The organism is Pseudomonas sp. OF001 (assembly GCF_904426495.1).
GTDB lineage: Bacteria > Pseudomonadota > Gammaproteobacteria > Pseudomonadales > Pseudomonadaceae > Geopseudomonas.
This window is the reverse complement of the sequence record NZ_CAJGBM010000003.1, coordinates 84,334-108,984: the sequence shown is the minus strand read 5'-3', so window position 1 is coordinate 108,984 and position 24,651 is coordinate 84,334. Positions and strand designations below refer to the sequence as shown.

The window sequence follows — 24,651 nt, the reverse complement described above, 5'->3', positions numbered from 1 at the left end:
AAAAGAGCTTAAAAACGCCCAGCCCGCTCCGCTTGTACGCTATGAACGGGTTCACGATAATATGCGCCCCCTTTATCCACCGGCGCGAGTCTCCCTGCCCATGACCGAATTCGCCCTAATCCTGGTCAGCGCCATTCTGGTCAACAACTTCGTGTTGGTGCAGTTCCTTGGCCTCTGCCCGTTCATGGGGGTTTCGAAGAAGATCGAAACCGCCATCGGCCTGGCGCTGGCCACCACCTTCGTGCTGACCCTGGCCGCCATGTGCTGCTACCTGGTGCAGCAGTACGTGCTCAAGCCGCTGGATCTCGAGTTCCTCAAGACCATCACCTTCATCCTGGTGATCGCCGTGGTGGTGCAGTTCACCGAGATGGTGGTGAACAAGACCAGTCCCGTGCTGTACCGCGTGCTCGGCATCTTCCTGCCGCTGATCACCACCAACTGCATCGTGCTCGGTGTGGCCCTGCTCAACGCCAACAAGGCCGAGTTCACCTTCTTCACCGCCACCGCCAACGGCTTCGCCGCCGGCCTGGGCTTCTCCCTGGTGCTGGTGCTGTTCGCCGCCATGCGCGAACGCATCGCCATCGCCGACGTGCCCAAGCCGTTCCGCGGCGCGGCCATCGGCCTGGTCACCGCCGGCCTGATGTCGCTGGCGTTCATGGGCTTCACCGGATTGATCAAGCTATGAGTCTGGTCCTCATTGCCGTCGTTGCCCTGGCCGCGATCTGCCTGATCGCCGGCGCCATCCTCGGCTATGCCGCGGTGCGTTTCCGCGTCGAGGGCGACCCCATCGTCGAGCAGATCAACGCCCTGCTGCCGCAGACCCAGTGCGGCCAGTGCGGCTACCCGGGCTGCAAGCCCTACGCAGAGGCCATCGCCGGCGGCGACAAGATCAACAAGTGCCCGCCCGGCGGGCAGACCACCGTGCAGGCGCTGGCCGACCTGCTCGACGTCGAGGCCGAACCGCTCGACGCCGCCGGCGGCGAGAAGCCGCGCATGGTCGCCTTCATCCGCGAGGCCGAGTGCATCGGCTGCACCAAGTGCCTGCAGGCCTGCCCGGTCGACGCCATCGTCGGCGCGGCGCGGCAGATGCACACGGTGATCAAGGACGAGTGCACCGGCTGCGACCTGTGCGTGGAGCCCTGCCCGGTGGACTGCATCGACATGCTCGAGGTGGGCGGCAGCGTGCAGAACTGGAAGTGGGAGCGCCCGCTCCCTCCCGGCCAATTGATCGCCAGCGACCGGGAGCAGGCCGCATGAACGTACGCGCGAAGATCTGGGACATCCCCGGCGGCATCCATCCGCCGGAGCGCAAGGAACTGTCCAACCGCACGCCGATCCAGCCGGCGCCGCTGCCCAGGCAGCTGACCCTGCCGCTCAGCCAGCACATCGGCGCGCCGGCCGAGCCGTGCGTGGCGGTCGGCGAGCGGGTGCGCAAGGGCCAGAAGATCGCCGAAGCCACCGGCTTCGTCAGCGTCCCGGTGCATGCGCCGACCTCCGGCACCGTGACCTTCATCGGCCCGCAGCCCTACCCGCACGCCTCCGGCATGCTGGCACCGGCCATCGTCATCGAGGCCGACGGTCTGGACCAATGGTGCGAGCTGGCTCCCTGCGCCGACTTCCGCGCCCTGGCGCCCGAGGAGCTGCTGGAGAGGATCCGCGACGCCGGCATCAACGGCCTGGGCGGCGCCGGCTTCCCCACCGCGGTCAAGCTCACCGCGCGGCCGCAGCAGAAGATCCACACCCTGGTGATCAACGGCACCGAGTGCGAGCCGTACATCACCGCCGACGATGTGCTGATGCGCGAGAAGGCCGCCGAACTGGTGGTCGGCATCGACATCCTGGCCCAGCTGATCCAGCCGGACGAGGTGCTGATCGGCATCGAGGACAACAAGCCCGAGGCCATCGCCGCGGTGCGCGCCGCCCTCGGCGAGCGCAGCTACCAGCTGCGCGTGTTCCCCACCAAGTACCCGTCGGGGGGCGAGCGGCAGCTGATCCAGATCCTCACCGGCCGCGAAGTGCCGGCCGGCGGCCTGCCGGCGGACATCGGCATGCTCTGCCAGAACGTCGGCACCGCGGTGGCGGTGCACGACGCTGTGGTGCTCGGCCGGCCGCTGATCGCGCGGATCGTCACCCTCACCGGCGAGGCCCTGGCCCGGCCGATGAACGTCGAGGCGCTGATCGGCACTCCGGTCGGCGAGCTGCTGGCCTTCGCCGGCCTCGACGCGAACAAGATGGACCGCCTGATCATGGGCGGACCGATGATGGGCTTCACCCTGCCGGCGCTCGACGTGCCGCTGGTCAAGACCACCAACTGCCTGCTGGCGCCGACGAGCAAGGAACTGCCGCCGCCGCCGCCGGCCATGCCGTGCATCCGCTGCGGCGAGTGCGCCCTGGCCTGTCCGGCCAGCCTGCTGCCGCAGCAGCTGCACTTCTTCGCCCTCGGCAGCGAGCACGAGCAGCTCAAGGCGCACAACCTGTTCGACTGCATCGAGTGCGGCGCCTGCGCCTACGTCTGCCCGTCGAGCATCCCGCTGGTGCAGTACTACCGGGCGGCCAAGGCGGAAATCCGCGAACTGGAGCAGAAGCAGCAGAAGGCCGAGCATTCCAAGCAGCGCTTCGAGCTGCGCCAGGAGCGCCTGCGCCGCGAGGAAGAGCGCAAGGAAGAGGAACGCAAGGCGCGCGCCGAGAAGGCCGCACGCGCCAAGGCCGCCCAGGCCGAAGCCGCCGCCAAGCCCGAGGAAGCTGCCGCACCGGCCGCCAGCGCGGCGAGCGAGGAACTCAAGCGCCTGAAGATCGAGGCCAGCATGGCCCAGGTGGCGCTGAAGAAGGCCGAGAAGCAACTGGCCCAGCACGATACACCCGAACTGCACGCCCAGGTCGCCGAGCTGCGCGCCGCGCTGGAAGCCGCACAGAAGGCCCTCGCCGCAGCCCAGGCCTCCGCTCCGGCCGCGCCCGCCGCCGCCAAGCCGGCCGGCGACGAGGCGCTGAAGAAGGCCAAGATCGAAGCCGCCATGCTCAAGGCGCAGATCCGCAAGCTGGAGAAGCTCGAGGCCCCTGACGAGGCCCAGCAGGCCGAACTGGCGAAGCTGCGCGAGCAGCTCGCCGCCGCCGACCAGGCGCTGGCCGCCGCCGGAAGCGCCGCGCCCGCTCCTGCCGCCGCCAGGCCGGCCGGCGACGAGGCCTTGAAGAAGGCCAAGATCGAGGCCGCCATGCTCAAGGCGCAGATCCGCAAGCTGGAGAAGCTCGAGGCCCCGGACGCCGAACAGCAGACCGAACTGGCCAGACTGCGCGAGCAGCAGGCGCACGCGGAGAAGGCCCTGGCCGCGCTGGAACAGCAGGCCGCAGCACCGGCACCCGCGCCGGCCGAACCGGCCAGGGCCGAGATCGACCCGCTGAAGAAGGCCAAGGTCGAGCTGGCGATGAAGCGCGCCGAGCTGAAGAAAGCCGAGAAGGCCGGCGCCGACGAAAGCGAACTGGCCCGGCTGCGCGAGGCGCTGGCAGGCGCCGAGCAGGCCCTGCACGCCGCCGAGGACGCCTCGAACAAGCCGGCGCCGGAGCTGGTGCGCACCGACAAGCGCCCGGTCGACGAGGCCACCCGCGCCCTGAAGACCGAGGTCGCCTTCGCCCGCGCCGACCTGCGCAAGCTGGAGCGCGACGAGAACGCCGACCCGGCCGCGCTGGAGGCTGCTCGCGCGCGACTGGCCGAGGCCGAAGGCAGGCTGGCGGAGCAGCAGAGCACATGACCGTAGGGTGGGTTAGCCGCCTGCGGCGTAACCCACCGATGCCGGCGACAGCCGGCACACGCTGGCCGGCCTTGCAGCCGGGTGGTGGGTTACGGCCTTCGGCCTGACCCACCCTACGAACCCCAAGATCATCGCCGGTCACCACCGGCAGGCGGAGGGCAACCTCCCCAGGCAAGCCCACAACGGAGCACCCATGGCCCTGCCCCGCATCACCTCGCCCCACGCCACGGGCAGCAACCGCACCCAGAAGGTCATGCAGCTGGTGCTGCTGGCCACCGTGCCCGGCATCCTGGTGCTGACCTGGCTGTACGGCTTCGGCACCCTGATCAACCTCCTCTGGGCCAGCGCCGTCGCCCTCGGCTGCGAAGCCGCGGTGCTGCGCCTGCGCCGGCGCCGGGTGGCCTTCTTCCTGCGCGACTACAGCGCGGTGCTCACCGCCGTGCTGCTGGCCCTGGCCCTGCCGCCCTACTCGCCCTGGTGGCTGACCCTGGTGGCCACCGCCTTCGCCATCGTGTTCGGCAAGCAACTGTTCGGCGGCCTCGGCCAGAACCCGTTCAACCCGGCGATGCTCGGCTACGTGGTGGCGCTGATCTCCTTCCCGGTGGAGATGACCAGCTGGCCGGCGCCGCGCGGCTTCGAGGCGGTCAGCCCGACCCTCGGCCTGGTCGAGGGCCTGCAGCGCATCCTCGGCCTGACCTCCGGCCTGCCGGACGCCTGGACCCAGGCCACTGCGCTGGACGCGCTCAAGGTCAACAAGAGCCTGACCATCGCCGAGCTGTGGCAAAGCAACCCGGCGTTCGGCAGCCTCGGCGGCTACGGCGCCGAGGCGGTCAACCTGGCCTTCCTCGCCGGCGGCCTGTTCCTGCTGTACAAGCGGGTGTTCACCTGGCACGCGCCGGTCGGCATGCTCGCCGCCCTCGGCCTGATGAGCCTGCTGTTCTGGAACGGCTCGGGCTCCGACTCCAACGGCTCGCCGCTGTTCCACCTGCTCACCGGCGCCAGCATGCTCGGCGCGTTCTTCATCGTCACCGACCCGGTGTCCGGCGCCACCAGCCTGCTCGGCCGGGTGATCTTCGGTGCCGGCGTCGGCATCCTCGCCTACGTGATCCGCACCTGGGGCGGCTACCCGGACGGCGTGGCCTTCGCCGTGCTGCTGATGAACCTGGCCGCGCCGACCATCGACTACTACACCCGTCCGCGCACCTACGGCCACCGCAAGCCGGAACGCGGCTTCAAGCTGGGAGACTGAGGCCATGCTGCCGGAAATGCCGCGCTCGATGCTGCGCAACGCCCTGATCCTCGGCCTGTTCGCCGTCGCCACCGTCGGCGTGGTGGCCGTCACCCAGCAGGGCACCGCCTCGCGCATCGCCGCTGCCGAACGCGAGGCGCAGGTGCGTGCGCTGGCCGAGATCCTGCCGCAGGGCAGCTACGACAACCACCTGCTGGACAATCGCCTCGACCTCGTCGACCCGCTGCTCGGCAGCGACAGGCCGTTGCCGGCCTACCTGGCGCTGAAGGGTGGCCAGCCGAGCGCCATAATCCTCCAGGCCGTGGCCCCGGACGGCTACAGCGGCAGCATCCGCCTGCTGGTCGGCATCCACGCCGACGGCCGCCTGGCCGGCGTGCGCGTGCTGGCGCACAAGGAAACCCCGGGCCTGGGCGACAAGATCGAGCTGGCCAAGAGCCCCTGGGTGCTGGCCTTCAACGGCAAGTCGCTGGTCGACCCGGGCGAGGCCGGTTGGGGCGTGAAGAAGGACCAGGGCGTGTTCGACCAGTTCGCCGGCGCCACCATCACCCCGCGTGCGGTGGTCAAGGCGGTACACCACGCCCTGCAGTATTTCGACGGGCACAAGGCCGAGCTGTTCGCCCAGGCCGCCGCCCAACCGACGCCCGAACAGGAGCGCGCGCAATGAGCCAGAGCTACCGCGAAATCGCCGTCAACGGCCTGTGGAAGAACAACCCCGGCCTGGTCCAGCTGCTCGGCCTGTGCCCGCTGCTCGGCACCAGCAACTCGACGGTCAACGCCCTCGGCCTCGGCCTCGCCACCGCGCTGGTGCTGGCCTGCTCCAACGCCGCGGTGTCGAGCATCCGCAGCGTGACCCAGACCGCCGTGCGCCTGCCAGCCTTCGTGATGATCATCGCCGCGCTGACCACCTGCATCGAGCTGTTGATGCAGGCGTTCACCTACGAGCTGTACCAGATCCTCGGCATCTTCATCCCGCTGATCACCACCAACTGCGTGATCCTCGGCCGTGCCGACGGTTTCGCGGCGAAGAACGGCGTCGCCCGCTCGGCCTTCGACGGCCTGATGATGGGCACCGGCTTCGGCCTGGTGCTGCTGGCGCTCGGCGCCATCCGCGAGCTGCTCGGCACCGGCACGCTGTTCGCCAACATGGAGCTGCTGTTCGGCCCGATCGCCGCCAGCTGGGAACTCAACCTGTTCGGCAGCGACTACAAGGGCTTCCTGCTGGCCATCCTGCCGCCCGGCGCCTTCCTGGTGCTGGGCCTGCTGATCGCCGGCAAGAACATCCTCGACGAGCGCGCCGAAGAACGCGCCAGGGCCAGCCAGCCGGCTCCCGAGCCCGCACCGAGCCGCCGCGTGCGCGTCACCGGAGTGGTGGAATGAATGCGGCCAAGCGCGCGGAGATCTTCCGTCGCCTGAAGGAGGACAATCCCGAGCCGACCACCGAGCTGGAATACCAGAGCGTCTTCGAGCTGCTGGTGGCGGTGATCCTCTCCGCCCAGGCCACCGACGTCGGCGTCAACAAGGCCACCGCCAGGCTGTTCCCGGTGGCCAACACTCCGGAGGCAATCCACGCTCTCGGCGTCGAGGGCCTCGAGCAGTACATCAAGACCATCGGCCTGTACCGCAGCAAGGCGAAGAACGTCATCGAGGCCTGCCGCCTGCTCATCGAGCGCCACGACAGCGTGGTGCCGAGCACCCGCGAGGAGCTGGAGGCGCTGCCCGGGGTCGGCCGCAAGACCGCCAACGTGGTGCTCAACACCGCCTTCCGCCAGCCGGCCATGGCGGTCGACACCCACATCTTCCGGGTCAGCAACCGCACCGGCATCGCCCCCGGCAAGACCGTGCTGGAGGTGGAGAAGAAGCTGGTCAAGTTCGTGCCGAAGGAATACCTGCTCGACGCCCACCACTGGCTGATCCTGCACGGCCGCTACGTGTGCAAGGCGCGCAAGCCGCAGTGCGGCAGCTGCCGGATCGAGGATCTGTGCGAGTACAGGCACAAGACTTCCGATGATTGATCCGATATAGGATTCCTTCTCAGGCGATAAATAAATTCTTTTTTACCCTCCAGAATTTTGCCGCTATAAGGTGCGCCATACGGTCCTCTGATCTCTGGAGTAGCAGTCATGGCCCAAGCCAAACCCGACCTCGACCTGGATGAAGACTTCGTCGTCGACGCCGAAGCGGATGACACCGACGCCAAGGATGCACCGACCAGCAAGAGCAACCTGGCCAAGCGCCGCGTGATCGACAACCTGCTGGAAGAGCGCCGCCTGAAGAAGCGGCTCGCCGACTACGACTTCGATCTGTAACCGCCCTCGCGAGCGGTCCGCGCCGCGCCCCTACCCTTGTCCTGCTTGCCACCGCCCGGCCTCGCGCCGGGCGGGACTGTCCCTGCCGGCCGGCACTTTGCCGCGTCCCCTCGCGCGCCGTACAATCGCCCCCCTCTCGCACGAGGCCCCGCCCCGTGCCCTGCAGCATACGGACGGCGCTGCGCCGCCGTCGAAGACTGCAGCGCGGCGGTGTCCGGAACCACCGCGAGACAGTCCATGAGCAATGCCACCACCTCCCCACGCCTGCTACTGCAGCGGCTCGCCCGCACCAGCCTGGTCACCCAGATCGTCATCGGCCTGATCGCCGGCATCCTGCTCGCGCTGATCTCCCCGCAGGCAGGCCAGTCCGTCGGTTTCGTCGGCAACCTGTTCGTCGCCGCGCTCAAGGCCGTGGCGCCGCCACTGGTGTTCCTGCTGGTGACCTCGGCCATCGCCAGCCACAAGCGCGGCCAGCAGACCCACATCCGCCCGGTGCTGATCCTCTACCTGATCAGCACCCTGGCCGCAGCCCTGGTCGGCGTGAGCGCCAGCTTCCTGTTCCCCTCGACCCTGGTGCTGAACGGCACGGGCGCCGAGGCCAGCGCTCCCGGCGGCATCGGCGAGGTGCTGGCCGCGCTGCTGGGCAGCCTGCTCACCAACCCGGTGCGCGCCCTGCTCGACGCCAACTTCATCGGCATCCTGGCCTGGGCCATCGGCCTGGGCATCGCGCTGCGCCACGGCAGCGACACCACCCGTACCGTGCTGCACGACCTGTCCCACGGCGTGTCGGAGATCGTCCGCGTGGTGATCCGCTTCGCCCCGCTGGGCGCCTTCGGCCTGGTCGCCGCGGCGCTGGCCGAGGCCGGCCTCGACGCGCTGCTCGGCTACGCCCGCCTGCTGGCGGTGCTGGTCGGCTGCATGCTGCTGGTCGCCCTGGTGGTCAACCCGCTGATCGTGTACTGGAAGATCCGCCGCAACCCCTACCCGCTGGTGCTGACCTGCCTGCGCGAGAGCGGCATCACCGCCTTCTTCACCCGCAGCTCGGCGGCCAACATCCCGGTCAACCTGCAGCTGTGCGAGCGCCTGGGCCTGCACGAGGACACCTACTCGGTATCGATCCCGCTGGGCGCCACCATCAACATGGCCGGCGCGGCCATCACCATCAGCGTGCTGACCCTGGCCGCGGTGCACACCCTGGGCATCGCCGTGGACATCCCCACCGCCCTGCTGCTCTGCGTGATCGCCTCGATCAGCGCCGCCGGCGTCTCCGGCGTGGCCGGCGGCTCGCTGCTGCTGATCCCGCTGGCCACCAGCCTGTTCGGCATCCCCAGCGAGATCGCCATGCAGGTGGTGGCCATCGGCTTCATCATCAGCATCGTCCAGGATTCCACCGAGACCGCGCTGAACTCCTCCACCGACGTGCTGCTCACCGCTGCCGCCTGCATGGCGAAGCGGGACTGACCGCCCGCCCCCGTGCCTCCGCGCAGGCTGCACGGACTCCGAACTCAGGCGCCGGTCGAGGGGAACACCAGGACGAAGCGGGTACCGTCGGCATCGCTGCTCACCCGCTCGCTGCCGCCGTGCAGCTGCATGATCGAGCGCACGATGGCCAGGCCGAGGCCGCCGGTGTCGCCCGGCTGGGCGCGCGAAGGGTCGCAGCGGTAGAAGCGCTCGAACAGCCGCGGCAGGTGTTCGGCGCCGATCGGCTCGCCCGCGTTGTGCACGGCGATCTCCAGCGCCGTCGCCGTGCGCCGGCTGTCGATGCTCACCGCGGTGCCCGGCGTGGCGTGGCGCAAGGCGTTGGCCAGCAGGTTGGCCAGCGCCCGGCGCAGCAGCTGGGGATCGGCCTGCAGGCTGCCCTGCGCGCGGTTGACCAGGCGCAGCTCGCGCTCCTCGGCCATGCCCTCGAAGTACTCGCAGAGCTGCTCGGCCAGCCCGTGCAGGTCGACCGCCTCGCGACTGACCGAGGCCTGCGGCTGCTCGGTGCGGGCGAGGAACAGCATGCTGTCGATCATCCGCGCCAGCCGCTCGTATTCCTCCAGGCAGGAGGCCAGCAGGTTCTCGTACTCCTCCGCCGTGCGCGGCTGGCGCAGGGTCTGCTGGGTCTGGCCCATCAGGTTGCCGAGCGGCGTGCGCATCTCGTGGGCGAGGTCCTCGGAGAAGCGCGACAGCTGGGCGAAGCCGTCCTCCAGGCGGGCGAGCATGCGGTCGAGGGCGACGCTCAGGCCGCGCAGCTCGCTGACCTGCTCGCCGCCGGCCAGGCGCAGGTGCAGGTGCTGCACGTCGATGCCCTCGGCGCGCGCCGCCAGCCGGCGCAGCGGGCGCAGGGCGCGCTGGCTGACTGCCCAGCCGAGCAGGAAGGCCAGCAGCGCACCGACCGCCAGCGCCAGCCACAGCTTGAGGCGGTAGGCGGCGAGCATCTGCGCACGCTCGGCGAGCAGCTTGCCGGCGACCAGGGTCAGCGCGCCGCCGTCGCCGGCCACCTGCAGCCAGGCCAGCCGCGCGCTGCCGTCGGCGCTGTCGGCCAGGCGCACCTGCGGCGTCGCCGCCAGGCGCGGCAGCGCCAGCTGCGCCGGGTTGACCTCGATCAGCGCGCGGCCCTCGGCATCGAGCAGCCACAGCAGGCTGTCGCGGTTGCCGAGCATGTTGCCGTACAGCTGCGGACGCTGGCGCAGCGCGGCGATGCTGGCGCTGTCGTCGAGCAGCCCGCGCATGCGCTCGAGGCGGCCGAGCAGGGCCTGGTCGTCGCGCCAGGCGATCTCGCGCTCCAGCGAGGCGTACAGGTAGAAGCCGATGGCACCGAGCAGCAGCACGCCGACCAGGGCGAACAGCAGCGCCAGGCGCAGGCTGAGGGCGCGCGGCCACAGCCTCACTCCGCCACCTCCAGCACGTAACCCATGCCGCGCACGGTGTGGATCAGCTTGCACGGATAGGGATCGTCGACCTTGGCGCGCAGGCGGCGGATCGCCACGTCGACCACGTTGGTGTCGCTGTCGAAGTTCATCTGCCAGACCTGCGAGGCGATGAAGGCGCGCGACAGCACCTCGCCCTCGCGGCTGAGCAGCAGGTGCAGCAGGGCGAACTCCTTGTTGGTCAGGTTGAGACGCTCGCCGCCGCGGGTCACCCGGCGCCGCAGCAGGTCGAGCTCGAGGTCGGCGACCTGGAAGCGCTCGATCTCGCGCGGCGGGCCGCGGCGCAACAGGCTGCGTACCCGCGCCAGCAGCTCGGCGTAGGAGAACGGCTTGACCAGGTAGTCGTCGGCGCCCAGCTCCAGGCCGCGCACCCGGTCCTCCACCGCGTCGCGGGCGGTGAGGAACAGCACCGGCGTTTGCGCGCGGCGGCGGATCTCCTGCAGCAACTGCCAGCCGTCCAGGCCCGGCAGCATGACGTCGAGGATGATCAGGTCGAACTCGCTCTCGCGGATCAGGTGCAGGCCGTCCAGGCCGTCGCGCGCCACCTCGACCAGGTAGCCGTCCTCGCTCAGACCCCGGCCCAGGTAGTCCGCCGTCTTCGCCTCGTCTTCCACCACCAGTATGCGCATCGTCGCCTCCTCCTCGCTGGCGCATAGGCTAGGCCTTCGCGGGCGTTTCGCCCATTACAAAGCGGTAATCCGCCGGCAATCGGTTTGAGCGGCAGCGCCTGCGAGGATGGCGACCGTTCCCAGCACAGCCACGGAGAAGCCCATGTCCCAGCGTATCGCCCTGTTGTCCCTGCCCGGCCTCGCCCTGTGCGCCGCCAGTGCGCTGGCCGCGCCGGTCGGCGTCGCCGAGCGCGCCGACGTATCCCTCGAGCTGGCCAACCGCCTGCTCGACGCCACCCTCGCCGCCTGCCATGCCGACGGCCGCACCGCGGTGGCCGCGGTGCTCGACCGCGGCGGCAACCTGGTCGCCCTGCAGCGCGACGACAACGTCGGCCCGCACAACACCCTGGCCGCGCAGCGCAAGGCCTACACCGCGCTGTCGACCAAGACGCCGAGCGGCCTGCTCGCCGAGCGCGCCCGCAGCAACCCCGAGGCGGCCAACCTCAACACCCTGGACGAGCTGCTGCTGCTCGGCGGCGGCCTGCCGCTGAAGGTCGGCGACCAGGTGATCGGCGCCATCGGCGTGGCCGGTGCCGGCGGCGCGGCCAACGACGAGGCCTGCGCCCAGCAGGCCATCGACCGCGTCCTTACGCAAATCCTCTGAACCCTGCCAATCCACTGACCGAGGAGATCCTCCATGACCCTGTTCAAGCAACTCTGTGCCGGCGCCCTGCTCGCCAGCCTGTCCTCCCTGGCGCTGGCCGCCGGCAACCCGCTCAGCGTGCACGTGCTCAACCTGGAGAACGGCCTGCCCTCGCCGGGCGTCGAGGTGACCCTGGAGAAGCAGGCCGGCAACGCCTGGCAGGCGCTGAACAGCGCCACCACCAACGAGCAGGGCCGCATCACCGCGCTGTTCCCGGAAGGCCAGAGCCTGGAGAAGGGCACCTACCGGGTGACCTTCAAGACCGGCGAGTGGTTCGCCGAGCACCAGGCCGCGACCTTCTTCCCCGAGGTGCCGGTGATCTTCAGCGCCGATGGCAGCGTGCCGCACTACCACATCCCGCTGCTGCTCAGCCCCTACGGCTACTCGACCTATCGCGGCAACTGATCCCTTCCACCACCGCACCTGCCCCGTCGCACGCCGACGGCGGCAGGCGCCCCGCTTCATACAGGTTCGACCATGAACATGCGCCTCATCGCCCTGCCCCTGCTGCTGATCGCCGGCCTCGCCCAGGCCGAGGACAGCAACGTGCAGCCCTACCGATATGGCAGCCAACCGGACATCGCGCAGGTACTGCGGATCGACAAGCCGGCCAGCCCGCGCTGCGAGGTCGTCACCGCGGTGATGACCTACCGCGACTCCACCGACAGCCTGCGCCGGCTGTCCTACCTCACCACCTCCGAGGCCTGCACGCGGCAGAACTGAGCGGCAGCCCGAAACGACGAAGCCCCGCACGCTGGCGGGGCTTCGTCGTTTCACAGCGGTCAGTCCTTGCGCTGCGGCGACAGCAGCTCGATCTTGTAGCCGTCAGGATCCTCGACGAACGCCAGGATGCTCGAGCCGTGCTTCATCGGCCCCGGCTCGCGGGTGATCTTGCCGCCGCGGGCACGGATGTCCTCGCAGGCCTTGTAGACGTCCTCGACTTCCAGGGCGATGTGGCCGTAGCCGGTGCCCAGCTCGTAGCTGTCGACGCCCCAGTTGTAGGTCAGCTCGATCACGCTGTTCTCGGCCTCGTTGCCGTAGCCGACGAAGGCCAGGGTGAACTGGCCGTCCGGGTAGTCCTTGCGGCGCAGCAGGGTCATGCCCAGCACTTCAGTGTAGAAGGCGATCGACTTGTCCATATCGCCAACCCGCAGCATGGTGTGCAGCAGTCTCATCGGGATTCTCCTTGGTCGGTTGCGCAATATCCGGATTCTACCCTGTTGTCGCGCTGCCCATGCAGCGCCCGCCGGGGCGCGTTCGAGGCCTGCATCGAGACCGCTCCTCGGCGTCAGCGGCCGCCGAGCTGCCGCAGGCGCTCGGCCGTGGGCGGATGAGTGGAGAGGTAGCTCGACCAGCCATGCTCCGGCGCCTCGCAGCGCCCGGGCTGCGGGCATTTGCGCACGTCCTGCTCCAGGCGCATCAGCATGCTGCCCAGCAGGGCCGGATCGATACCCTGGCTGACCATAAGCTCGGCGGCGAAGCGGTCCGCCTCGTGCTCGAAATCGCGCGAGTAGCCGAGCTGGGTCAGGATCACCGGTATGCCGGCGATCAGCGACGATACCGAAGACAGGTCGCCGGTCACCGTCATCGCCAGCAGGCCGAGCGCCGAACCCTGCAGGACCTGGCGCAGGCCGTGGCGGCGCTCGATGTGGCCGATCTCGTGGGCCAGCACGCCGAGCAGTTCCTCGTCGCGCTCGGCCAGCCTCACCAGCTGGTCGGTGAAGACCACCGTGCCCGAGGGCAGCGCGAAGGCGTTCGCGCCCAACTCGGCGGCCGCCTTGCGGAACTCGAGGCGGATCGGCAGGCCGCCGCTCGCCATCATCGGCGCGAAGCGCTGGCGCAGCCGCGCCTGCTCCCCGGCAGGCAACTCGGAAGGAAACAGCAGCTCGTCGTCGAGCAGCTCAAGCACCCCCTCGCCGACCTGCCGACTGACCGTCGCCGGCAGGGCGAAGGCGGTGGCTTCGGCCAGCTGGGGGATGCCATGACGAACGCCGCCCCAGACGAAGCCGACGGTCACCAGCAGGCCGAGCAGCACGTAGCGCAGGCTGGACTCCAGGCGGTGCACCAGGCCATGCCGGCGGCCCTGGCCGGCGAGCAGCCGGTCGACGCCGGCGTTGTCGGCGGTCTCGAAGCAGGCGCCGTCGGCGAAGCGCAGCATGCGCGGCGTGCTGCCCAGCCGCGAACTGACCACCACCTCGGCCAGCGGCAGCGGCCCGGCCAGCAGCTCGTCGCCTGCGGTCACCCGCAGGCGACCGTCGGCGCACAGCAGCCTGGCCGCCACCGGCCGTGACGAGGTTCCGGCGAACCAGGTCCCGGCCAGCACGTACTCGGCCGCTGCGCTCACAGGGCCAGTTCCACGTCGAACATCTCGCCGAGCTCGCCGCCGAGGGAGGACACCTCCTCGCGCCGGGCGGCGACAAAGCCGTCGAGATCGTCGCAGGCGACCAGCGTCATGTGCTCGGCGGCGTAGCGCGCGGTGCGCACCCTCGCCCATGGATAGAACAGGCCCAGCGTCAGCAGCGTACCGAGCATGTTGCCCAGCATCAGGCGGATGAAGCTGCCCAGCTCGTAGCGCGCGGCCAGGCGGTTGTCGCCGAGCACCAGGTTGCCGTAGACGAGGTTGGTGAACCTGACGCTGAAGAAGGCGAACATCAGCAGATAGCCCGTCACCGCCACGACCGGCACCAGCACCGGCACCAGACCGCGTACCACGCCCAGCAGCAGAGCGGTCAGGACGCCGATGCCCAGCATCGCCAGGAAGGCCATGTAGAACGGACGCGCCCCGACGTCGAGCTCGAAACGCGCGGTGCCATAGCGGCTGTTGCCAGCGATGAAGCTCTGCTGCTTGTGCATGGTCAGCGGCGTCAGGATGCCCAGGGTCAGCGCGCTCAGCAGCGGCCACACCAGGAAGACCATCGCCGCTTCGCCATAGCGGCCATCGAAGCCGAAACGCACCCCGCGCCAGGCGCTGTTGCTGTTGCGGAAGCTCAGCCCGCGCACGACGATCCACGGCAGCGCGGCGATGAACAGCAGACTCACCAGCAGTCCGAGCGCCACCGAGAACTCGCCGACGACGGAGTAGATCAGCAGGCAGGCGAAGGCGATCAGCCGTCCCTTGAGGATCTTCAGCGGATCGGCCAGGTAATCGAAGCTGCTGCCGTCCAGCTGGGTGTTGCCGTAGAAGTAGCGCTGCGTGCGCACCTTGGCCCAGGCCGAATAGATGCCCAAGGTGACGATGGACAGCAGGATGTTGACGATCCAGATGCGGAAGAACTCGAAGCCGTTGCCGTTGAACTGGAAGGGCAGCTGCCGCCGCGCGGCCGGCCGGTCCGCCGGGGCATCCACGCCGGCCTTGAGCGGCGGAATGTCAGCAGCGCGTGGCGACACGCCATCGAAGACCACCCTTTCGCGCGGGCTGCCCGCCCGCCCAGACCCGGGCCGCTCGTGCGGAGCGTCGTCGTCCGGCCTGACGATCGCAAGCTGCACAGCCGCCGGCCGCGCTCCCGCGCCGGCGCCCTGCGCTGGCGGCGGCGCAGCGGGCCGGACTGCGCTCGGCGGCTGGGTGCCGGCCATGCGCTCCACGCCCGTGGCCGCACCGATGCGCTGCAAGGCACTGCTGTAGCGCCTGGCCTCGTCCTGACCGAGCCCCTTCTTCAGCACCACGCGTGGCTGAGCGAACAGTTGCTCCAGGCGCTCCCCGCTCAGCCCGAACAGGCGGGCGAAGCTTGCCTGCACCTGCTCCCTGCTGAACCCCTCGAGCACCTCGCCCTTGAATACGACTGCATAGACCGCGTCCGTCATCGGCACCTCTCCCCGGAGGCCAGATCCCTTGCCACTCATCGAGTGCCGGAAGAAGGCCGCCCCTCCCCAGTGCCGACGAGCGCGCCGCCCGGTCGGGGACTGCGTCGCATGTCGGGGGAAAAAGTCGGAAAGCTTCCATTCGACACCGATTCCTTGCTGGTGCGCTTGCGCCATTCGGCAGCCCGCACGCAGCGACGGCCCATCATACGGCCAGTGGCGCAGCCCTCCAATCACCGGGAGTTCAGCACAGGCAACCCCGTGGCGGCCAACCGCCCGGCCGGCCCCCCTGAAAACAAGAACCCCGGCACGGGGCCGGGGTTCTTGTGCAGCAGAGGCAGACGCAGTCGCTTAGTTCAGCGGGCTGCGGCCCTTGCCGGCGGCGATGCGCATGCGCAGCGCGTTGAGCTTGATGAAGCCCGCGGCGTCGGCCTGGTTGTAGGCGCCGGCATCGTCCTCGAAGGTGGCGATGTTGGCGTCGAACAGCGAGTCGTCGGACTTGCGGCCGACCACGATGACGTTGCCCTTGTACAGCTTCAGGCGCACCACGCCGTTCACGCTGGCCTGGGAGGCGTCGATCATCTGCTGCAGCATCAGACGCTCCGGGCTCCACCAGTAGCCGTTGTAGATCAGGCTGGCGTACTTGGGCATCAGCTCGTCTTTCAGGTGGGCCACTTCGCGGTCGAGGGTGATCGACTCGATGGCGCGGTGGGCCTTGAGCATGATGGTGCCACCGGGGGTCTCGTAGCAGCCGCGCGACTTCATGCCGACGTAGCGGTTCTCGACGATGTCGAGGCGGCCGATGCCGTTCTCGCCGCCGACCTTGTTCAGCTGGGTCAGCACCTGGGCCGGGGTCAGCTCGATGCCGTCGATGGCGACGATGTCACCGGCGCGGTAGGTCAGCTCGATGTAGGTCGGCACGTCCGGAGCCTTCTCCGGGGACTTAGTCCAGCGCCACATGTCCTCTTCGTGCTCGGTCCAGGTGTCCTCCAGCACGCCGCCCTCGTAGGAGATGTGCAGCAGGTTGGCGTCCATGGAGTACGGCGACTTCTTCTTGCCGTGGCGCTCGATCGGGATCTCGTGCTTGGCGGCGTAGTCCATCAGCTTCTCGCGCGACAGCAGGTCCCACTCGCGCCAAGGGGCGATGACCTTGACGCCCGGCTTCAGCGCGTAGGCGCCCAGCTCGAAGCGCACCTGGTCGTTACCCTTGCCGGTGGCGCCGTGGGAGATGGCGTCGGCGCCGGTGGCGTTGGCGATCTCGATCAGGCGCTTGGCGATCAGCGGACGGGCGATGGAGGTACCCAGCAGGTACTCGCCTTCGTACACGGTGTTGGCGCGGAACATCGGGAACACGAAGTCGCGCACGAACTCTTCGCGCAGGTCGTCGATGAAGATTTCCTTGACGCCCAGGGCCTGGGCCTTGGCACGCGCCGGCTCCACTTCCTCGCCCTGACCCAGGTCAGCGGTGAAGGTCACCACTTCGCAGTTGTAGGTATCCTGCAGCCACTTGAGGATCACCGAGGTGTCCAGGCCACCGGAATAGGCCAGAACTACCTTTTTCACGTCCGCCATTCGTTACTCCACGGGGGGTTGCTACGAAAAGAGGCATTCTAGCCCCGCCTCCGACGAATTTACAGGGGAACGGGCCGCCCGGCGGGGCGCCGCGTGACCGTCCGGCGGCTTTTCGGTAGCATCGTGCCCCACGAGTCATCCCGCCTGGAATTCCCCGCATGTCCGACCGCCTGACCCTGCTGCGTCCCGACGACTGGCACATCCACCTGCGCGACGGCGCCGCCCTGGCGCACACCGTGCCCGACGCCGCGCGCACCTTCGGCCGCGCCATCATCATGCCCAACCTGGTGCCGCCGGTGCGCAACGCCGAGCAGGCCGCGGCCTACCGCGAGCGCATCCTGGCCCAGCGTCCGGCCGGCAGCCGCTTCGAGCCGCTGATGGTGCTCTACCTCACCGACAAGACCAGTCCCGAGGAGATCCGCGCGGCCAAGGCCGGCGGCCTGGTGCACGCCGCCAAGCTGTACCCGGCCGGCGCCACCACCAACTCGGATTCGGGCGTCACCAGCATCGACAACATCTTCCCGGTGCTGGAGGCGATGGCCGAGGTCGGCCTGCCGCTGCTGGTGCACGGCGAGGTGACCCACGCCGACATCGACGTGTTCGACCGCGAGAAGCGCTTCATCGACGAGAACCTCAGCCGCGTGGTGCAGCGCTTCCCGACCCTCAAGGTGGTGTTCGAGCACATCACCACCGGCGATGCCGCGCAGTTCGTGCTGGAGGCGCCGGCCAACGTCGCCGCCACCATCACCGCCCACCACCTGCTGTACAACCGCAACCACATGCTGGTCGGCGGCATCCGTCCGCACTTCTATTGCCTGCCGATCCTCAAGCGCAACACTCACCAGCAGGCCCTGCTGGACGCCGCCACCAGCGGCAACCCGAAGTTCTTCCTCGGCACCGACTCGGCGCCGCACGCCCGCCACGCCAAGGAAGCCGCCTGCGGCTGCGCCGGATGCTACACCGCCTACGCCGCCATCGAGCTGTACGCCGAGGCCTTTGACAGCCGCGGCGCGCTGGACAGGCTGGAAGGCTTCGCCAGCTGCTTCGGCCCGGACTTCTACGGCCTGCCGCGCAACAGCGACCGCATCACCCTGGTCCGCGAGGACTGGGTGGCGCCGACCGAGCTGCACTTCGGCGAGCAGCAGCTGGTGCCGCTGCGCGCCGGCGAGAAGATCCGCTGGCGCGTGCTGGAGGGCGAGGCATGAGCGAGCAGATCGACTACGAGGACTACGAACAGGAACCCCACGCCGGCGGCTTCAAGCCGCCGATGGCGCGGCGCTTCCGCGGCTTCCTGCCGGTGGTGGTGGACGTCGAGACCGGCGGCTTCAACAGCGCCACCGACGCTCTGCTGGAGATCGCCGCCACCACCATCGCCATGGACGACGACGGCTTCCTCTATCCCGAGCACACCTACTTCTACCGGGTGGAGCCGTTCGAGGGCGCCAACATCGAGCAGGCCGCGCTGGACTTCACCGGCATCAAGCTCGGCCACCCGCTGCGCATGGCGGTGAGCGAGGAGCAGGCGCTGGGCGAGATCTTCAAGGGCGTGCGCAAGTCGCTGAAGTCCAGCGGCTGCAAGCGCGCCGTGCTGGTCGGCCACAACGCCAGCTTCGACCTCGGCTTCCTCAATGCCGCAGTCAACCGCACCGGGATCAAGCGCAACCCGTTCCACCCGTTCTCCAGCTTCGACACCGCGACGCTGGCCGGCCTCGCCTACGGCCAGACCGTGCTGGCCAAGGCCTGCCAGGCGGCGGACATCCCGTTCGATAACCGCGAGGCGCACAACGCCCGCTACGACACCGAGAAGACCGCCGAGCTGTTCTGCGGCATCGTCAACCGCTGGAAGGAACTGGGCGGCTGGATGGACTTCGAGGACTGAACCTCGAGTCCGCTGAAGAACCCGGCTGCGGCCGGGTTTTTCATGCCCGCAATCCGGATGCCAACCCGCTCGGGCGGGCGACAAATGGTCATCTCTCGTGTTTGACAATACTTCTCATTAAAACTAGGATCGACGCATCAACCACTTGCCGCAGGTAGCGCCATGTACGTCTGTCTTTGCTTGGGTGTGACCGACCACCAGATTCGCGACGCCATCTACGAGGGCTGCTGCAGCTACCGTCAGGTGCGCGAGGCGACCGGCGTCGGCACCCAGTGCGGCAAGTGCGCCTGCGAAGCCAAGAAGCTGGTGCGCCACACCATCCACGACGTGCACCAGGCCCAGCTCGCCCTCGCCCATCCGGTCGCCTTCGCCGCCGCCTGAGCGCGCCCGCTCCCGCCGCATCCCCTCCCGCGCCGCCGCCCGGCGGCGCTTGCAGACTCCTGCATTTGACAGCCCCCTGGAGCCGACACAGACTGATGCGTCAGTCATCACAGTCAAGGCGGACCACAGGCATGAAAGGCGACAAGAAGGTCATCCAGCACCTGAACAAGATCCTCGGCAACGAGCTGATCGCGATCAACCAGTACTTCCTGCACGCGCGCATGTACGAGGACTGGGGCCTGGACAAGCTTGGCAAGCACGAGTACCACGAATCCATCGACGAGATGAAGCATGCCGACAAGCTGACCAAGCGCATCCTGTTCCTCGAGGGCCTGCCCAACCTGCAGGACCTCGGCAAGCTGCTGATCGGCGAGAACACCAAGGAAATGCTCGAGTGCGACCTCAAGCTGGAGCAGAAGGGCCTGGTCGACCTCAAGGAGGCCATCGCCTACTGCGAGAGCGTCGGCGACTACGGCAGCCGCGAACTGCTGGAAGACATCCTCGAATCCGAGGAGGAGCACATCGACTGGCTGGAAACTCAGCTCGGCCTGATCGAGAAGGTCGGCCTGGAGAACTACCTGCAGTCGCAGATGGACGAGTGATTCCCTGCCCCAATGAAAAGGCCCCTCGAACGAGGGGCCTTTTCATTTCCGGATATGTCGGACGCTCACTCGCCCTTGTGCACCGCGGCCTTGATCAGCGGCTGCAGTTCGCCCTTCTGGTGCATCTCGAGGATGATGTCGCTGCCGCCGATCAGCTCGCCGTCGACCCACAGCTGCGGGAAGGTCGGCCAGTTGGCGTACTTCGGCAGGTTGGCGCGGATTTCCGGGTGCTGCAGGATGTCGACGTAGGCGAACTTCTCGCCACAGGCCATCACCGCCTGCGAGGCGCGCGCGGAGAAGCCGCACTGCGGCGCGTTGGGCGAGCCCTTCATGTACAGCAGGACGGGGTTGCTGGCGATCTGCTCTTTGATGGTTTCGATGATGTCCATGGTCTACCTCGGCTGAAGTTTCCCGGCCCGGGGCCGGCAGGATGGGCCGATTGTAACCAAATCCCGTGCACGGCGCTCGGTCTTGCGCGCCGGCGGCAACTGCGGCGAAATGCCCGTGAGTGGCGCATTGCACAAGCCATGCTGACGCCCCGTGCAGCCGGGCGTACCGGTTTGCGCAGCCGCGCAATTTCCTTATAAGATCGGTTTCTTTTCTCGAGTACCGCACAGTGCGGTCCCGCCGCAGTTCTCGTCCGTTTTTATTCGAAGTCGGTCATCTCTGCGGCCTGTCTTGACCAGGTAGTGAATAATGAGTGTACGGCACTTTCTCTCGTTGATGGACTGCACGCCCCAGGAGCTGGCCAGCCTGATTCGCCGAGGCATCGAGCTGAAAGATCTGCGCAACCGCAGCGTACTCTACGAGCCCCTGAAGAACCGCGTGCTGGGCATGATCTTCGAGAAGGCCTCGACCCGCACCCGCCTGTCCTTCGAGGCCGGCATGATCCAGCTCGGCGGCCAGGCCATCTTCCTGTCGCCGCGAGACACCCAGCTCGGCCGCGGCGAGCCGATCAGCGACTCGGCCATCGTCATGTCGCGCATGCTCGACGCGGTGATGATCCGCACCTACGCCCACCAGAACGTCCTCGACTTCGCCGCCCACTCCAGCGTGCCGGTGATCAACGGCCTGACCGACGACCTGCACCCCTGCCAGCTGCTGGCCGACATGCAGACCTTCCACGAGCACCGCGGTTCCATCCAGGGCAAGACCGTGGCCTGGGTCGGCGACGGCAACAACATGTGCAACACCTACGCCCAGGCGGCGGTGCAGTTCGACTTCCAGCTCAGGGTCGCCTGCCCGGAGGGCTACGAGCCCAAGCAGCAGTTCCTCGACCAGGCCGACGGCCGGGTGACCATCCTGCGCGACCCGCGCGAGGCGGTGGCCGGCGCCCACCTGGTGAGCACCGACGTGTGGGCCTCGATGGGCCAGGAAGAGGAAGCCGCGGCCCGCATGCAGCGCTTCGCGCCCTACCAGGTCAGCCGCCAGCTGCTCGACCACGCCGCCGCCGACGTGCTGTTCATGCACTGCCTGCCGGCGCACCGCGGCGAGGAGATCAGCGTCGACCTGCTCGATGACCCGCGCTCGGTGGCCTGGGACCAGGCGGAGAACCGCCTGCACGCGCAGAAGGCGCTGCTCGAGTTCCTGGTCGAACACGCCTACCCCGCCTAACGCACAAGGACCCGCCGGCGATGCCCCACAGACTGCTGCTTCAACTGCGCGACCTGGCCTGCGGCTACCACGGACAGCAGGTGGTGCAGCAGCTCAACCTGCACCTCAACGCCGGCGACATCGGCTGCCTGCTCGGCCCCTCGGGCTGCGGCAAGACCACCACCCTGCGCGCCATCGCCGGCTTCGAGCCGGTGCACGCCGGCTCCATCGAGCTGGCCGGCGAGGTGATCTCCAGCCCCGGCTTCACCCTCGCCCCGGAGAAGCGCCGCATCGGCATGGTGTTCCAGGACTATGCGCTGTTCCCGCACCTGACGGTGCTGGAGAACATCGCCTTCGGCATCCGCAAGCACCCCGAGCGCGAACGCATCGCCGCCGAGATGCTCGAACTGGTGCAGCTCGGCCCGCTGGGCAAGCGCTACCCGCACGAGCTGTCCGGCGGCCAGCAGCAGCGCGTCGCCCTGGCCCGCGCGCTGGCGCCCGAGCCGCGCCTGCTGCTGCTCGACGAGCCGTTCTCCAACCTCGACGTCGAGCTGCGCCGCAGCCTCAGCCACGAGGTGCGCGAGATCCTCAAGTCGCGCGGCACCAGCGCCATCCTGGTCACCCACGACCAGGAGGAAGCCTTCGCGGTCTGCGACCAGGTCGGCGTGTTCAACAACGGCCGCCTGGAGCAGTGGGACACCCCGTTCAACCTCTACCACGAGCCGCTGACACCCTTCGTCGCCAGCTTCGTCGGCCAGGGCTACTTCGTCCGCGGGCAGATGCTCACCCCCGACACGGTGCAGACCGAGCTGGGCGTGATCCGCGGCAACCGCGCCTACCAGTGGGCGCCGGGCAGCGCGGTGGACATGCTGCTGCGCCCGGACGACATCGTCCACGCGCCGGACAGCCCGCTCAGGGCGTGCATCGTCGGCAAGTCGTTCCTCGGCGCCGCCACCCTGTACCGCCTGCAACTGCCCACCGGCACCCGCCTCGAGGCGCTGTTCCCCAGCCACGAGGATCACCGCATCGGCGAGGACGTCGGCATCCAGATCGCCGCCGAGCACCTGGTCGCCTTCCCCGCCCAGGGCAGCATCGCCACCCAGCAGGCGCGCGCGGAAGCCTCCGCCCAGCTCTGACCCGCCAGGCAGTCCCGATTCCCGGCAGCGGCGCGCTCAGCCGGCGTCACCGCTGCGCACCCGGCGCACGGCATCCTGCCAGCCGGCGTACAGCGCCTGGCGGCGCTCCTCCGCCATGCCCGGGGCGAAGCGCCGGCTGGCCTGCCAGCGCGCCGCCAGCTCGTCGAGCCCCTGGTACACCCCGCTCTGCAGGCCGGCCAGGCTGGCCACGCCGAGGGCGGTGGTCTCGATCACCTGCGGGCGCTCCACCGCCACGTCGAGGATGTCGGCGAGGAACTGCATCAGCCAGTTGTTGGCCACCATGCCGCCGTCCACCCGCAGCGCGGTGAGCGCGCCGGCGCCGTCCAGGCGCATGGCCTCGAGCAGGTCGCGGCTCTGGTAGCACACCGCCTGCAGCCCGGCGGTGACGATCTCCTTGATCCCGGTATCGCGGGTCAGGCCGAGGATCGCCCCGCGCGCCTGCGGGTCCCACCAGGGCGCGCCGAGGCCGGTGAACGCCGGCACCAGGTACACGCCGCTGGCCGCGTCGGTCTGCTCGGCGAGCGCCTCGCTGTCGCTGGCGTGCTCGATCAGGCGGATGCCGTCGCGCAGCCACTGCAGCGCCGCGCCAGCGACGAAGATGCTGCCCTCCAGGGCATAGGTGGTCTGGCCGTGCAGGCGGTAGCCCACCGTGGTCAGCAGGCGATGGCGCGAGACCACCGGCGTGGCGCCGGTGTTGCGGATCATGAAGCAGCCGGTGCCGTAGGTGCTCTTCAGCATGCCCGGGGCGAAGCAGGCCTGGCCGAACAGCGCGGCCTGCTGGTCGCCGGCCATGCCGCGGATCGGGATGGCCGCGCCGAACAGCGCAGGATCGCTGCTGCCGAACTCGGCGGCGCAGTCCAGCACCTCCGGCAGCAGGCTCGGCGGGATGTCGAACAGCGCCAGCAGTTCGGCATCCCACTGCTGGCGGTGGATGTCGAACAGCAGGGTGCGCGCCGCGTTGCTGGCGTCGGTGCGGTGCACCCGGCCGCCGGTCAGGCGCCAGAGCAGGAAGCTGTCCACCGTGCCGAAGCGCAGCTCGCCGCGCGCGGCACGCTCGCGGGCGCCGGGCACCCGGTCGAGGATCCAGCGCAGCTTGGTGGCGGAGAAGTACGGATCGAGCAGCAGCCCGGTCTTCGCCGCCACCAGAGGCTCGTGGCCGGCGGCCCTGAGCGCGGCGCACTCGGCGGCGGTGCGGCGGTCCTGCCAGACGATGGCCGGATGGATGGGCACACCCGTGGCGGCGTCCCACACCAGGGTGGTCTCGCGCTGGTTGGTGATGCCGATGGCGGCGATCTGCCGGGCGTCGAGGCCAGCCTGGCGCAATGCCGCGCGGCACACCGCCAGCACCCCCTGCCAGATCTCCTCGCCGTCGTGCTCGACCCAGCCAGCGCCGGGAAAGTGCTGGCGGAACTCCTGCTGGGCCTGGGCCAGCACCCGGCCGGCGGCGTCGAAGACGATGGCGCGGCTGCTGGTGGTGCCCTGGTCGATGGCGAGCAGATGGGCGGGCATGGGGCTACCTCCGTGCGGGGCGGGCGCGGATCACCGGCGGGCGTGACACGCCCCTACAGCATCGCAGACAACCGGCGGTTCAGCCGCGGCCGATGGCGGCGAAGCTCGCCCGGGTGTGCTCGGCCAGCACCGCAGCGGCCAGCTCCACCTCCAGGCCGCGGCGGCCGGCGCTGACGAAGATGGTCGCAAAGTCCTGCGCCGACGCGTCGATGAAGGTGCGCAGGCGCTTCTTCTGCCCCAGCGGGCTGATGCCGCCGAGCAGGTAGCCGGTGGCGCGCTGCGCCGCCGCCGGATCGGCCATGTCCGCCTTCTTCACCCCGGCCGCCTGCGCCAGCGCCTTGAGATCGAGAGTGCCGGCCACCGGCACCACCGCCACCAGCAGCTCGCCCTTCTCGCTGGCGGCGAGCAGGGTCTTGAACACCCGCGCAGGCTCCAGGCCGAGCTTCTCCGCCGCCTCCAGGCCGTAGGACGGCGCCTTGGGGTCGTGGGTGTAACTGTGCACCGTGTGCGCGGCGCGAACTTTCTTCAACAGATCTATGGCCGGGGTCATGCTGGCTTCACGAAAAGGGTCGAGAATGAAATCGGGAGTGCACAGGAAAAGTTGCCGGAAACCAGCAGCTTGCGTGCCGAACCCACGAT

27 protein-coding genes are annotated in these 24,651 nt (G+C 69.2%); 18 read left to right on the top strand and 9 right to left on the bottom strand.

The features are described from left to right. Window positions 1-100 precede the first annotated feature (100 nt). From rsxA to sstT, 9 genes are all read left to right on the top strand, one after another. On the top strand, window positions 101-685 hold the full coding sequence (gene rsxA / locus RA210_RS03455) for an electron transport complex subunit RsxA (RefSeq protein WP_136489234.1): 585 nt from the start codon (window positions 101-103) through the stop codon (window positions 683-685). Further along, window positions 682-1,257: an electron transport complex subunit RsxB gene (gene rsxB, locus RA210_RS03450; protein ID WP_136489235.1), complete on the top strand. Its 576-nt coding sequence runs from the start codon at window positions 682-684 to the stop codon at window positions 1,255-1,257. Before rsxA ends, rsxB begins: the two co-directional genes overlap by 4 nt. Further along, a complete protein-coding gene (rsxC, locus tag RA210_RS03445) occupies window positions 1,254-3,743 on the top strand; it encodes an electron transport complex subunit RsxC (protein WP_201485405.1) in 2,490 nt (829 codons plus the stop codon). The genes rsxB and rsxC overlap by 4 nt, the downstream gene beginning before the upstream one ends. A gap of 193 nt (window positions 3,744-3,936) precedes the next feature. Further along, the gene (locus RA210_RS03440; RefSeq protein ID WP_201485404.1) at window positions 3,937-4,992 is read left to right on the top strand and encodes an RnfABCDGE type electron transport complex subunit D; all 1,056 of its coding nucleotides are present in this window, start codon (window positions 3,937-3,939) and stop codon (window positions 4,990-4,992) included. 4 nt (window positions 4,993-4,996) lie between these two features. Continuing rightward, the gene (rsxG, locus tag RA210_RS03435) at window positions 4,997-5,656 is read left to right on the top strand and encodes an electron transport complex subunit RsxG (RefSeq protein ID WP_136489238.1); all 660 of its coding nucleotides are present in this window, start codon (window positions 4,997-4,999) and stop codon (window positions 5,654-5,656) included. Next, window positions 5,653-6,369, top strand: coding sequence for an electron transport complex subunit E (locus tag RA210_RS03430; protein ID WP_136489239.1), 717 nt, complete (start codon window positions 5,653-5,655; stop codon window positions 6,367-6,369). The genes rsxG and RA210_RS03430 overlap by 4 nt, the downstream gene beginning before the upstream one ends. After that, window positions 6,366-7,004, top strand: a complete 639-nt coding sequence (gene nth, locus RA210_RS03425; RefSeq protein ID WP_136489240.1) for an endonuclease III — start codon at window positions 6,366-6,368, stop codon at window positions 7,002-7,004. The genes RA210_RS03430 and nth overlap by 4 nt, the downstream gene beginning before the upstream one ends. Before the next feature lie 108 nt (window positions 7,005-7,112). Then, window positions 7,113-7,298, top strand: coding sequence for a PA3496 family putative envelope integrity protein (locus RA210_RS03420; protein ID WP_136489241.1), 186 nt, complete (start codon window positions 7,113-7,115; stop codon window positions 7,296-7,298). A 237-nt stretch (window positions 7,299-7,535) separates the two neighbouring features. Further along, window positions 7,536-8,759 (top strand): serine/threonine transporter SstT, encoded by a 1,224-nt coding sequence (gene sstT, locus RA210_RS03415; protein WP_201485403.1) that lies wholly within the window; start codon window positions 7,536-7,538, stop codon window positions 8,757-8,759. A 44-nt stretch (window positions 8,760-8,803) separates the two neighbouring features. Here sstT and RA210_RS03410 read toward each other — a convergent pair whose 3' ends face one another. Beyond that, complete coding sequence (locus RA210_RS03410; protein WP_201485402.1) at window positions 8,804-10,171, bottom strand: heavy metal sensor histidine kinase; 1,368 nt, start codon at window positions 10,169-10,171, stop codon at window positions 8,804-8,806. Beyond that, a complete protein-coding gene (locus tag RA210_RS03405) occupies window positions 10,168-10,839 on the bottom strand; it encodes a heavy metal response regulator transcription factor (protein WP_201485401.1) in 672 nt (223 codons plus the stop codon). The genes RA210_RS03410 and RA210_RS03405 overlap by 4 nt, the downstream gene beginning before the upstream one ends. Window positions 10,840-10,981: 142 nt before the next feature. Here RA210_RS03405 and RA210_RS03400 point away from each other — a divergent pair, with 142 nt between their 5' ends. From RA210_RS03400 to RA210_RS03390, 3 genes are all read left to right on the top strand, one after another. After that, on the top strand, window positions 10,982-11,482 hold the full coding sequence (locus RA210_RS03400; RefSeq protein WP_201485400.1) for a GlcG/HbpS family heme-binding protein: 501 nt from the start codon (window positions 10,982-10,984) through the stop codon (window positions 11,480-11,482). Window positions 11,483-11,515: 33 nt separating this feature from the next. Further along, entirely contained in the window at window positions 11,516-11,926 is a 411-nt protein-coding gene (gene uraH, locus RA210_RS03395; RefSeq protein WP_201485399.1) for a hydroxyisourate hydrolase, read from the top strand. Between the two features lie 72 nt (window positions 11,927-11,998). After that, window positions 11,999-12,244 carry a DUF2790 domain-containing protein gene (locus RA210_RS03390; protein WP_201485398.1) on the top strand — a complete coding sequence of 82 codons (246 nt, stop codon included), beginning with the start codon at window positions 11,999-12,001 and terminating at the stop codon, window positions 12,242-12,244. A 59-nt stretch (window positions 12,245-12,303) separates the two neighbouring features. On the opposite strand, the gene gloA is transcribed toward RA210_RS03390, so the two are convergent. The 4 genes from gloA to RA210_RS03370 form a co-directional block, all read right to left on the bottom strand. Beyond that, a complete protein-coding gene (gloA, locus tag RA210_RS03385; protein ID WP_201485397.1) occupies window positions 12,304-12,696 on the bottom strand; it encodes a lactoylglutathione lyase in 393 nt (130 codons plus the stop codon). A gap of 113 nt (window positions 12,697-12,809) precedes the next feature. After that, window positions 12,810-13,865 (bottom strand): M48 family metallopeptidase, encoded by a 1,056-nt coding sequence (locus RA210_RS03380; protein WP_201485396.1) that lies wholly within the window; start codon window positions 13,863-13,865, stop codon window positions 12,810-12,812. Then, window positions 13,862-15,322, bottom strand: a complete 1,461-nt coding sequence (locus tag RA210_RS03375) for a YjgN family protein (protein WP_201485395.1) — start codon at window positions 15,320-15,322, stop codon at window positions 13,862-13,864. Before RA210_RS03375 ends, RA210_RS03380 begins: the two co-directional genes overlap by 4 nt. 348 nt (window positions 15,323-15,670) lie before the next feature. Next, a complete protein-coding gene (locus RA210_RS03370) occupies window positions 15,671-16,891 on the bottom strand; it encodes an argininosuccinate synthase (RefSeq protein WP_201485394.1) in 1,221 nt (406 codons plus the stop codon). A gap of 158 nt (window positions 16,892-17,049) precedes the next feature. Between RA210_RS03370 and pyrC the strand changes: the two genes are divergently transcribed. The 4 genes from pyrC to bfr all read left to right on the top strand — a co-directional run bounded on the left by pyrC (window position 17,050) and on the right by bfr (window position 19,753). After that, a complete protein-coding gene (pyrC, locus tag RA210_RS03365; RefSeq protein ID WP_201485393.1) occupies window positions 17,050-18,096 on the top strand; it encodes a dihydroorotase in 1,047 nt (348 codons plus the stop codon). After that, window positions 18,093-18,770 carry a ribonuclease T gene (rnt, locus tag RA210_RS03360; RefSeq protein WP_136488832.1) on the top strand — a complete coding sequence of 226 codons (678 nt, stop codon included), beginning with the start codon at window positions 18,093-18,095 and terminating at the stop codon, window positions 18,768-18,770. Before pyrC ends, rnt begins: the two co-directional genes overlap by 4 nt. 162 nt (window positions 18,771-18,932) lie before the next feature. Next, window positions 18,933-19,151, top strand: coding sequence for a bacterioferritin-associated ferredoxin (locus tag RA210_RS03355; RefSeq protein ID WP_136488831.1), 219 nt, complete (start codon window positions 18,933-18,935; stop codon window positions 19,149-19,151). A gap of 131 nt (window positions 19,152-19,282) precedes the next feature. Continuing rightward, window positions 19,283-19,753: a bacterioferritin gene (gene bfr, locus RA210_RS03350; RefSeq protein WP_136488830.1), complete on the top strand. Its 471-nt coding sequence runs from the start codon at window positions 19,283-19,285 to the stop codon at window positions 19,751-19,753. Window positions 19,754-19,818: 65 nt separating this feature from the next. Here bfr and grxD read toward each other — a convergent pair whose 3' ends face one another. Next, the gene (gene grxD / locus RA210_RS03345; RefSeq protein WP_136488829.1) at window positions 19,819-20,142 is read right to left on the bottom strand and encodes a Grx4 family monothiol glutaredoxin; all 324 of its coding nucleotides are present in this window, start codon (window positions 20,140-20,142) and stop codon (window positions 19,819-19,821) included. A gap of 307 nt (window positions 20,143-20,449) precedes the next feature. On the opposite strand from grxD, the gene argF reads away from it, so the two are divergent. After that, window positions 20,450-21,367 (top strand): ornithine carbamoyltransferase, encoded by a 918-nt coding sequence (gene argF, locus RA210_RS03340; RefSeq protein ID WP_201485392.1) that lies wholly within the window; start codon window positions 20,450-20,452, stop codon window positions 21,365-21,367. A 20-nt stretch (window positions 21,368-21,387) separates the two neighbouring features. Further along, window positions 21,388-22,482 carry an ABC transporter ATP-binding protein gene (locus tag RA210_RS03335; protein ID WP_201485391.1) on the top strand — a complete coding sequence of 365 codons (1,095 nt, stop codon included), beginning with the start codon at window positions 21,388-21,390 and terminating at the stop codon, window positions 22,480-22,482. A gap of 36 nt (window positions 22,483-22,518) precedes the next feature. Here RA210_RS03335 and glpK read toward each other — a convergent pair whose 3' ends face one another. Next, window positions 22,519-24,012 carry a glycerol kinase GlpK gene (gene glpK, locus RA210_RS03330; RefSeq protein ID WP_201485390.1) on the bottom strand — a complete coding sequence of 498 codons (1,494 nt, stop codon included), beginning with the start codon at window positions 24,010-24,012 and terminating at the stop codon, window positions 22,519-22,521. Between the two features lie 79 nt (window positions 24,013-24,091). Then, window positions 24,092-24,562, bottom strand: a complete 471-nt coding sequence (ybaK, locus tag RA210_RS03325; RefSeq protein WP_201485389.1) for a Cys-tRNA(Pro) deacylase — start codon at window positions 24,560-24,562, stop codon at window positions 24,092-24,094. Between the last annotated feature and the right edge of the window lie 89 nt (window positions 24,563-24,651).

Coding starts and splice junctions, on each gene's coding strand:
- pyrC (WP_201485393.1), top strand. CDS start 17,050: ATGTCCGACCGCCTGACCCTGCTGCGTCCCGACGACTGGCACATCCAC.
- RA210_RS03370 (WP_201485394.1), bottom strand. CDS start 16,891: ATGGCGGACGTGAAAAAGGTAGTTCTGGCCTATTCCGGTGGCCTGGAC.
- bfr (WP_136488830.1), top strand. CDS start 19,283: ATGAAAGGCGACAAGAAGGTCATCCAGCACCTGAACAAGATCCTCGGC.
- rnt (WP_136488832.1), top strand. CDS start 18,093: ATGAGCGAGCAGATCGACTACGAGGACTACGAACAGGAACCCCACGCC.
- rsxC (WP_201485405.1), top strand. CDS start 1,254: ATGAACGTACGCGCGAAGATCTGGGACATCCCCGGCGGCATCCATCCG.
- grxD (WP_136488829.1), bottom strand. CDS start 20,142: ATGGACATCATCGAAACCATCAAAGAGCAGATCGCCAGCAACCCCGTC.
- RA210_RS03375 (WP_201485395.1), bottom strand. CDS start 15,322: ATGACGGACGCGGTCTATGCAGTCGTATTCAAGGGCGAGGTGCTCGAG.
- ybaK (WP_201485389.1), bottom strand. CDS start 24,562: ATGACCCCGGCCATAGATCTGTTGAAGAAAGTTCGCGCCGCGCACACG.
- rsxG (WP_136489238.1), top strand. CDS start 4,997: ATGCTGCCGGAAATGCCGCGCTCGATGCTGCGCAACGCCCTGATCCTC.
- argF (WP_201485392.1), top strand. CDS start 20,450: ATGAGTGTACGGCACTTTCTCTCGTTGATGGACTGCACGCCCCAGGAG.
- RA210_RS03390 (WP_201485398.1), top strand. CDS start 11,999: ATGAACATGCGCCTCATCGCCCTGCCCCTGCTGCTGATCGCCGGCCTC.
- rsxA (WP_136489234.1), top strand. CDS start 101: ATGACCGAATTCGCCCTAATCCTGGTCAGCGCCATTCTGGTCAACAAC.
- RA210_RS03355 (WP_136488831.1), top strand. CDS start 18,933: ATGTACGTCTGTCTTTGCTTGGGTGTGACCGACCACCAGATTCGCGAC.
- gloA (WP_201485397.1), bottom strand. CDS start 12,696: ATGAGACTGCTGCACACCATGCTGCGGGTTGGCGATATGGACAAGTCG.
- sstT (WP_201485403.1), top strand. CDS start 7,536: ATGAGCAATGCCACCACCTCCCCACGCCTGCTACTGCAGCGGCTCGCC.
- RA210_RS03405 (WP_201485401.1), bottom strand. CDS start 10,839: ATGCGCATACTGGTGGTGGAAGACGAGGCGAAGACGGCGGACTACCTG.
- RA210_RS03420 (WP_136489241.1), top strand. CDS start 7,113: ATGGCCCAAGCCAAACCCGACCTCGACCTGGATGAAGACTTCGTCGTC.
- uraH (WP_201485399.1), top strand. CDS start 11,516: ATGACCCTGTTCAAGCAACTCTGTGCCGGCGCCCTGCTCGCCAGCCTG.
- nth (WP_136489240.1), top strand. CDS start 6,366: ATGAATGCGGCCAAGCGCGCGGAGATCTTCCGTCGCCTGAAGGAGGAC.
- RA210_RS03400 (WP_201485400.1), top strand. CDS start 10,982: ATGTCCCAGCGTATCGCCCTGTTGTCCCTGCCCGGCCTCGCCCTGTGC.
- RA210_RS03335 (WP_201485391.1), top strand. CDS start 21,388: ATGCCCCACAGACTGCTGCTTCAACTGCGCGACCTGGCCTGCGGCTAC.
- RA210_RS03430 (WP_136489239.1), top strand. CDS start 5,653: ATGAGCCAGAGCTACCGCGAAATCGCCGTCAACGGCCTGTGGAAGAAC.
- rsxB (WP_136489235.1), top strand. CDS start 682: ATGAGTCTGGTCCTCATTGCCGTCGTTGCCCTGGCCGCGATCTGCCTG.
- glpK (WP_201485390.1), bottom strand. CDS start 24,012: ATGCCCGCCCATCTGCTCGCCATCGACCAGGGCACCACCAGCAGCCGC.
- RA210_RS03440 (WP_201485404.1), top strand. CDS start 3,937: ATGGCCCTGCCCCGCATCACCTCGCCCCACGCCACGGGCAGCAACCGC.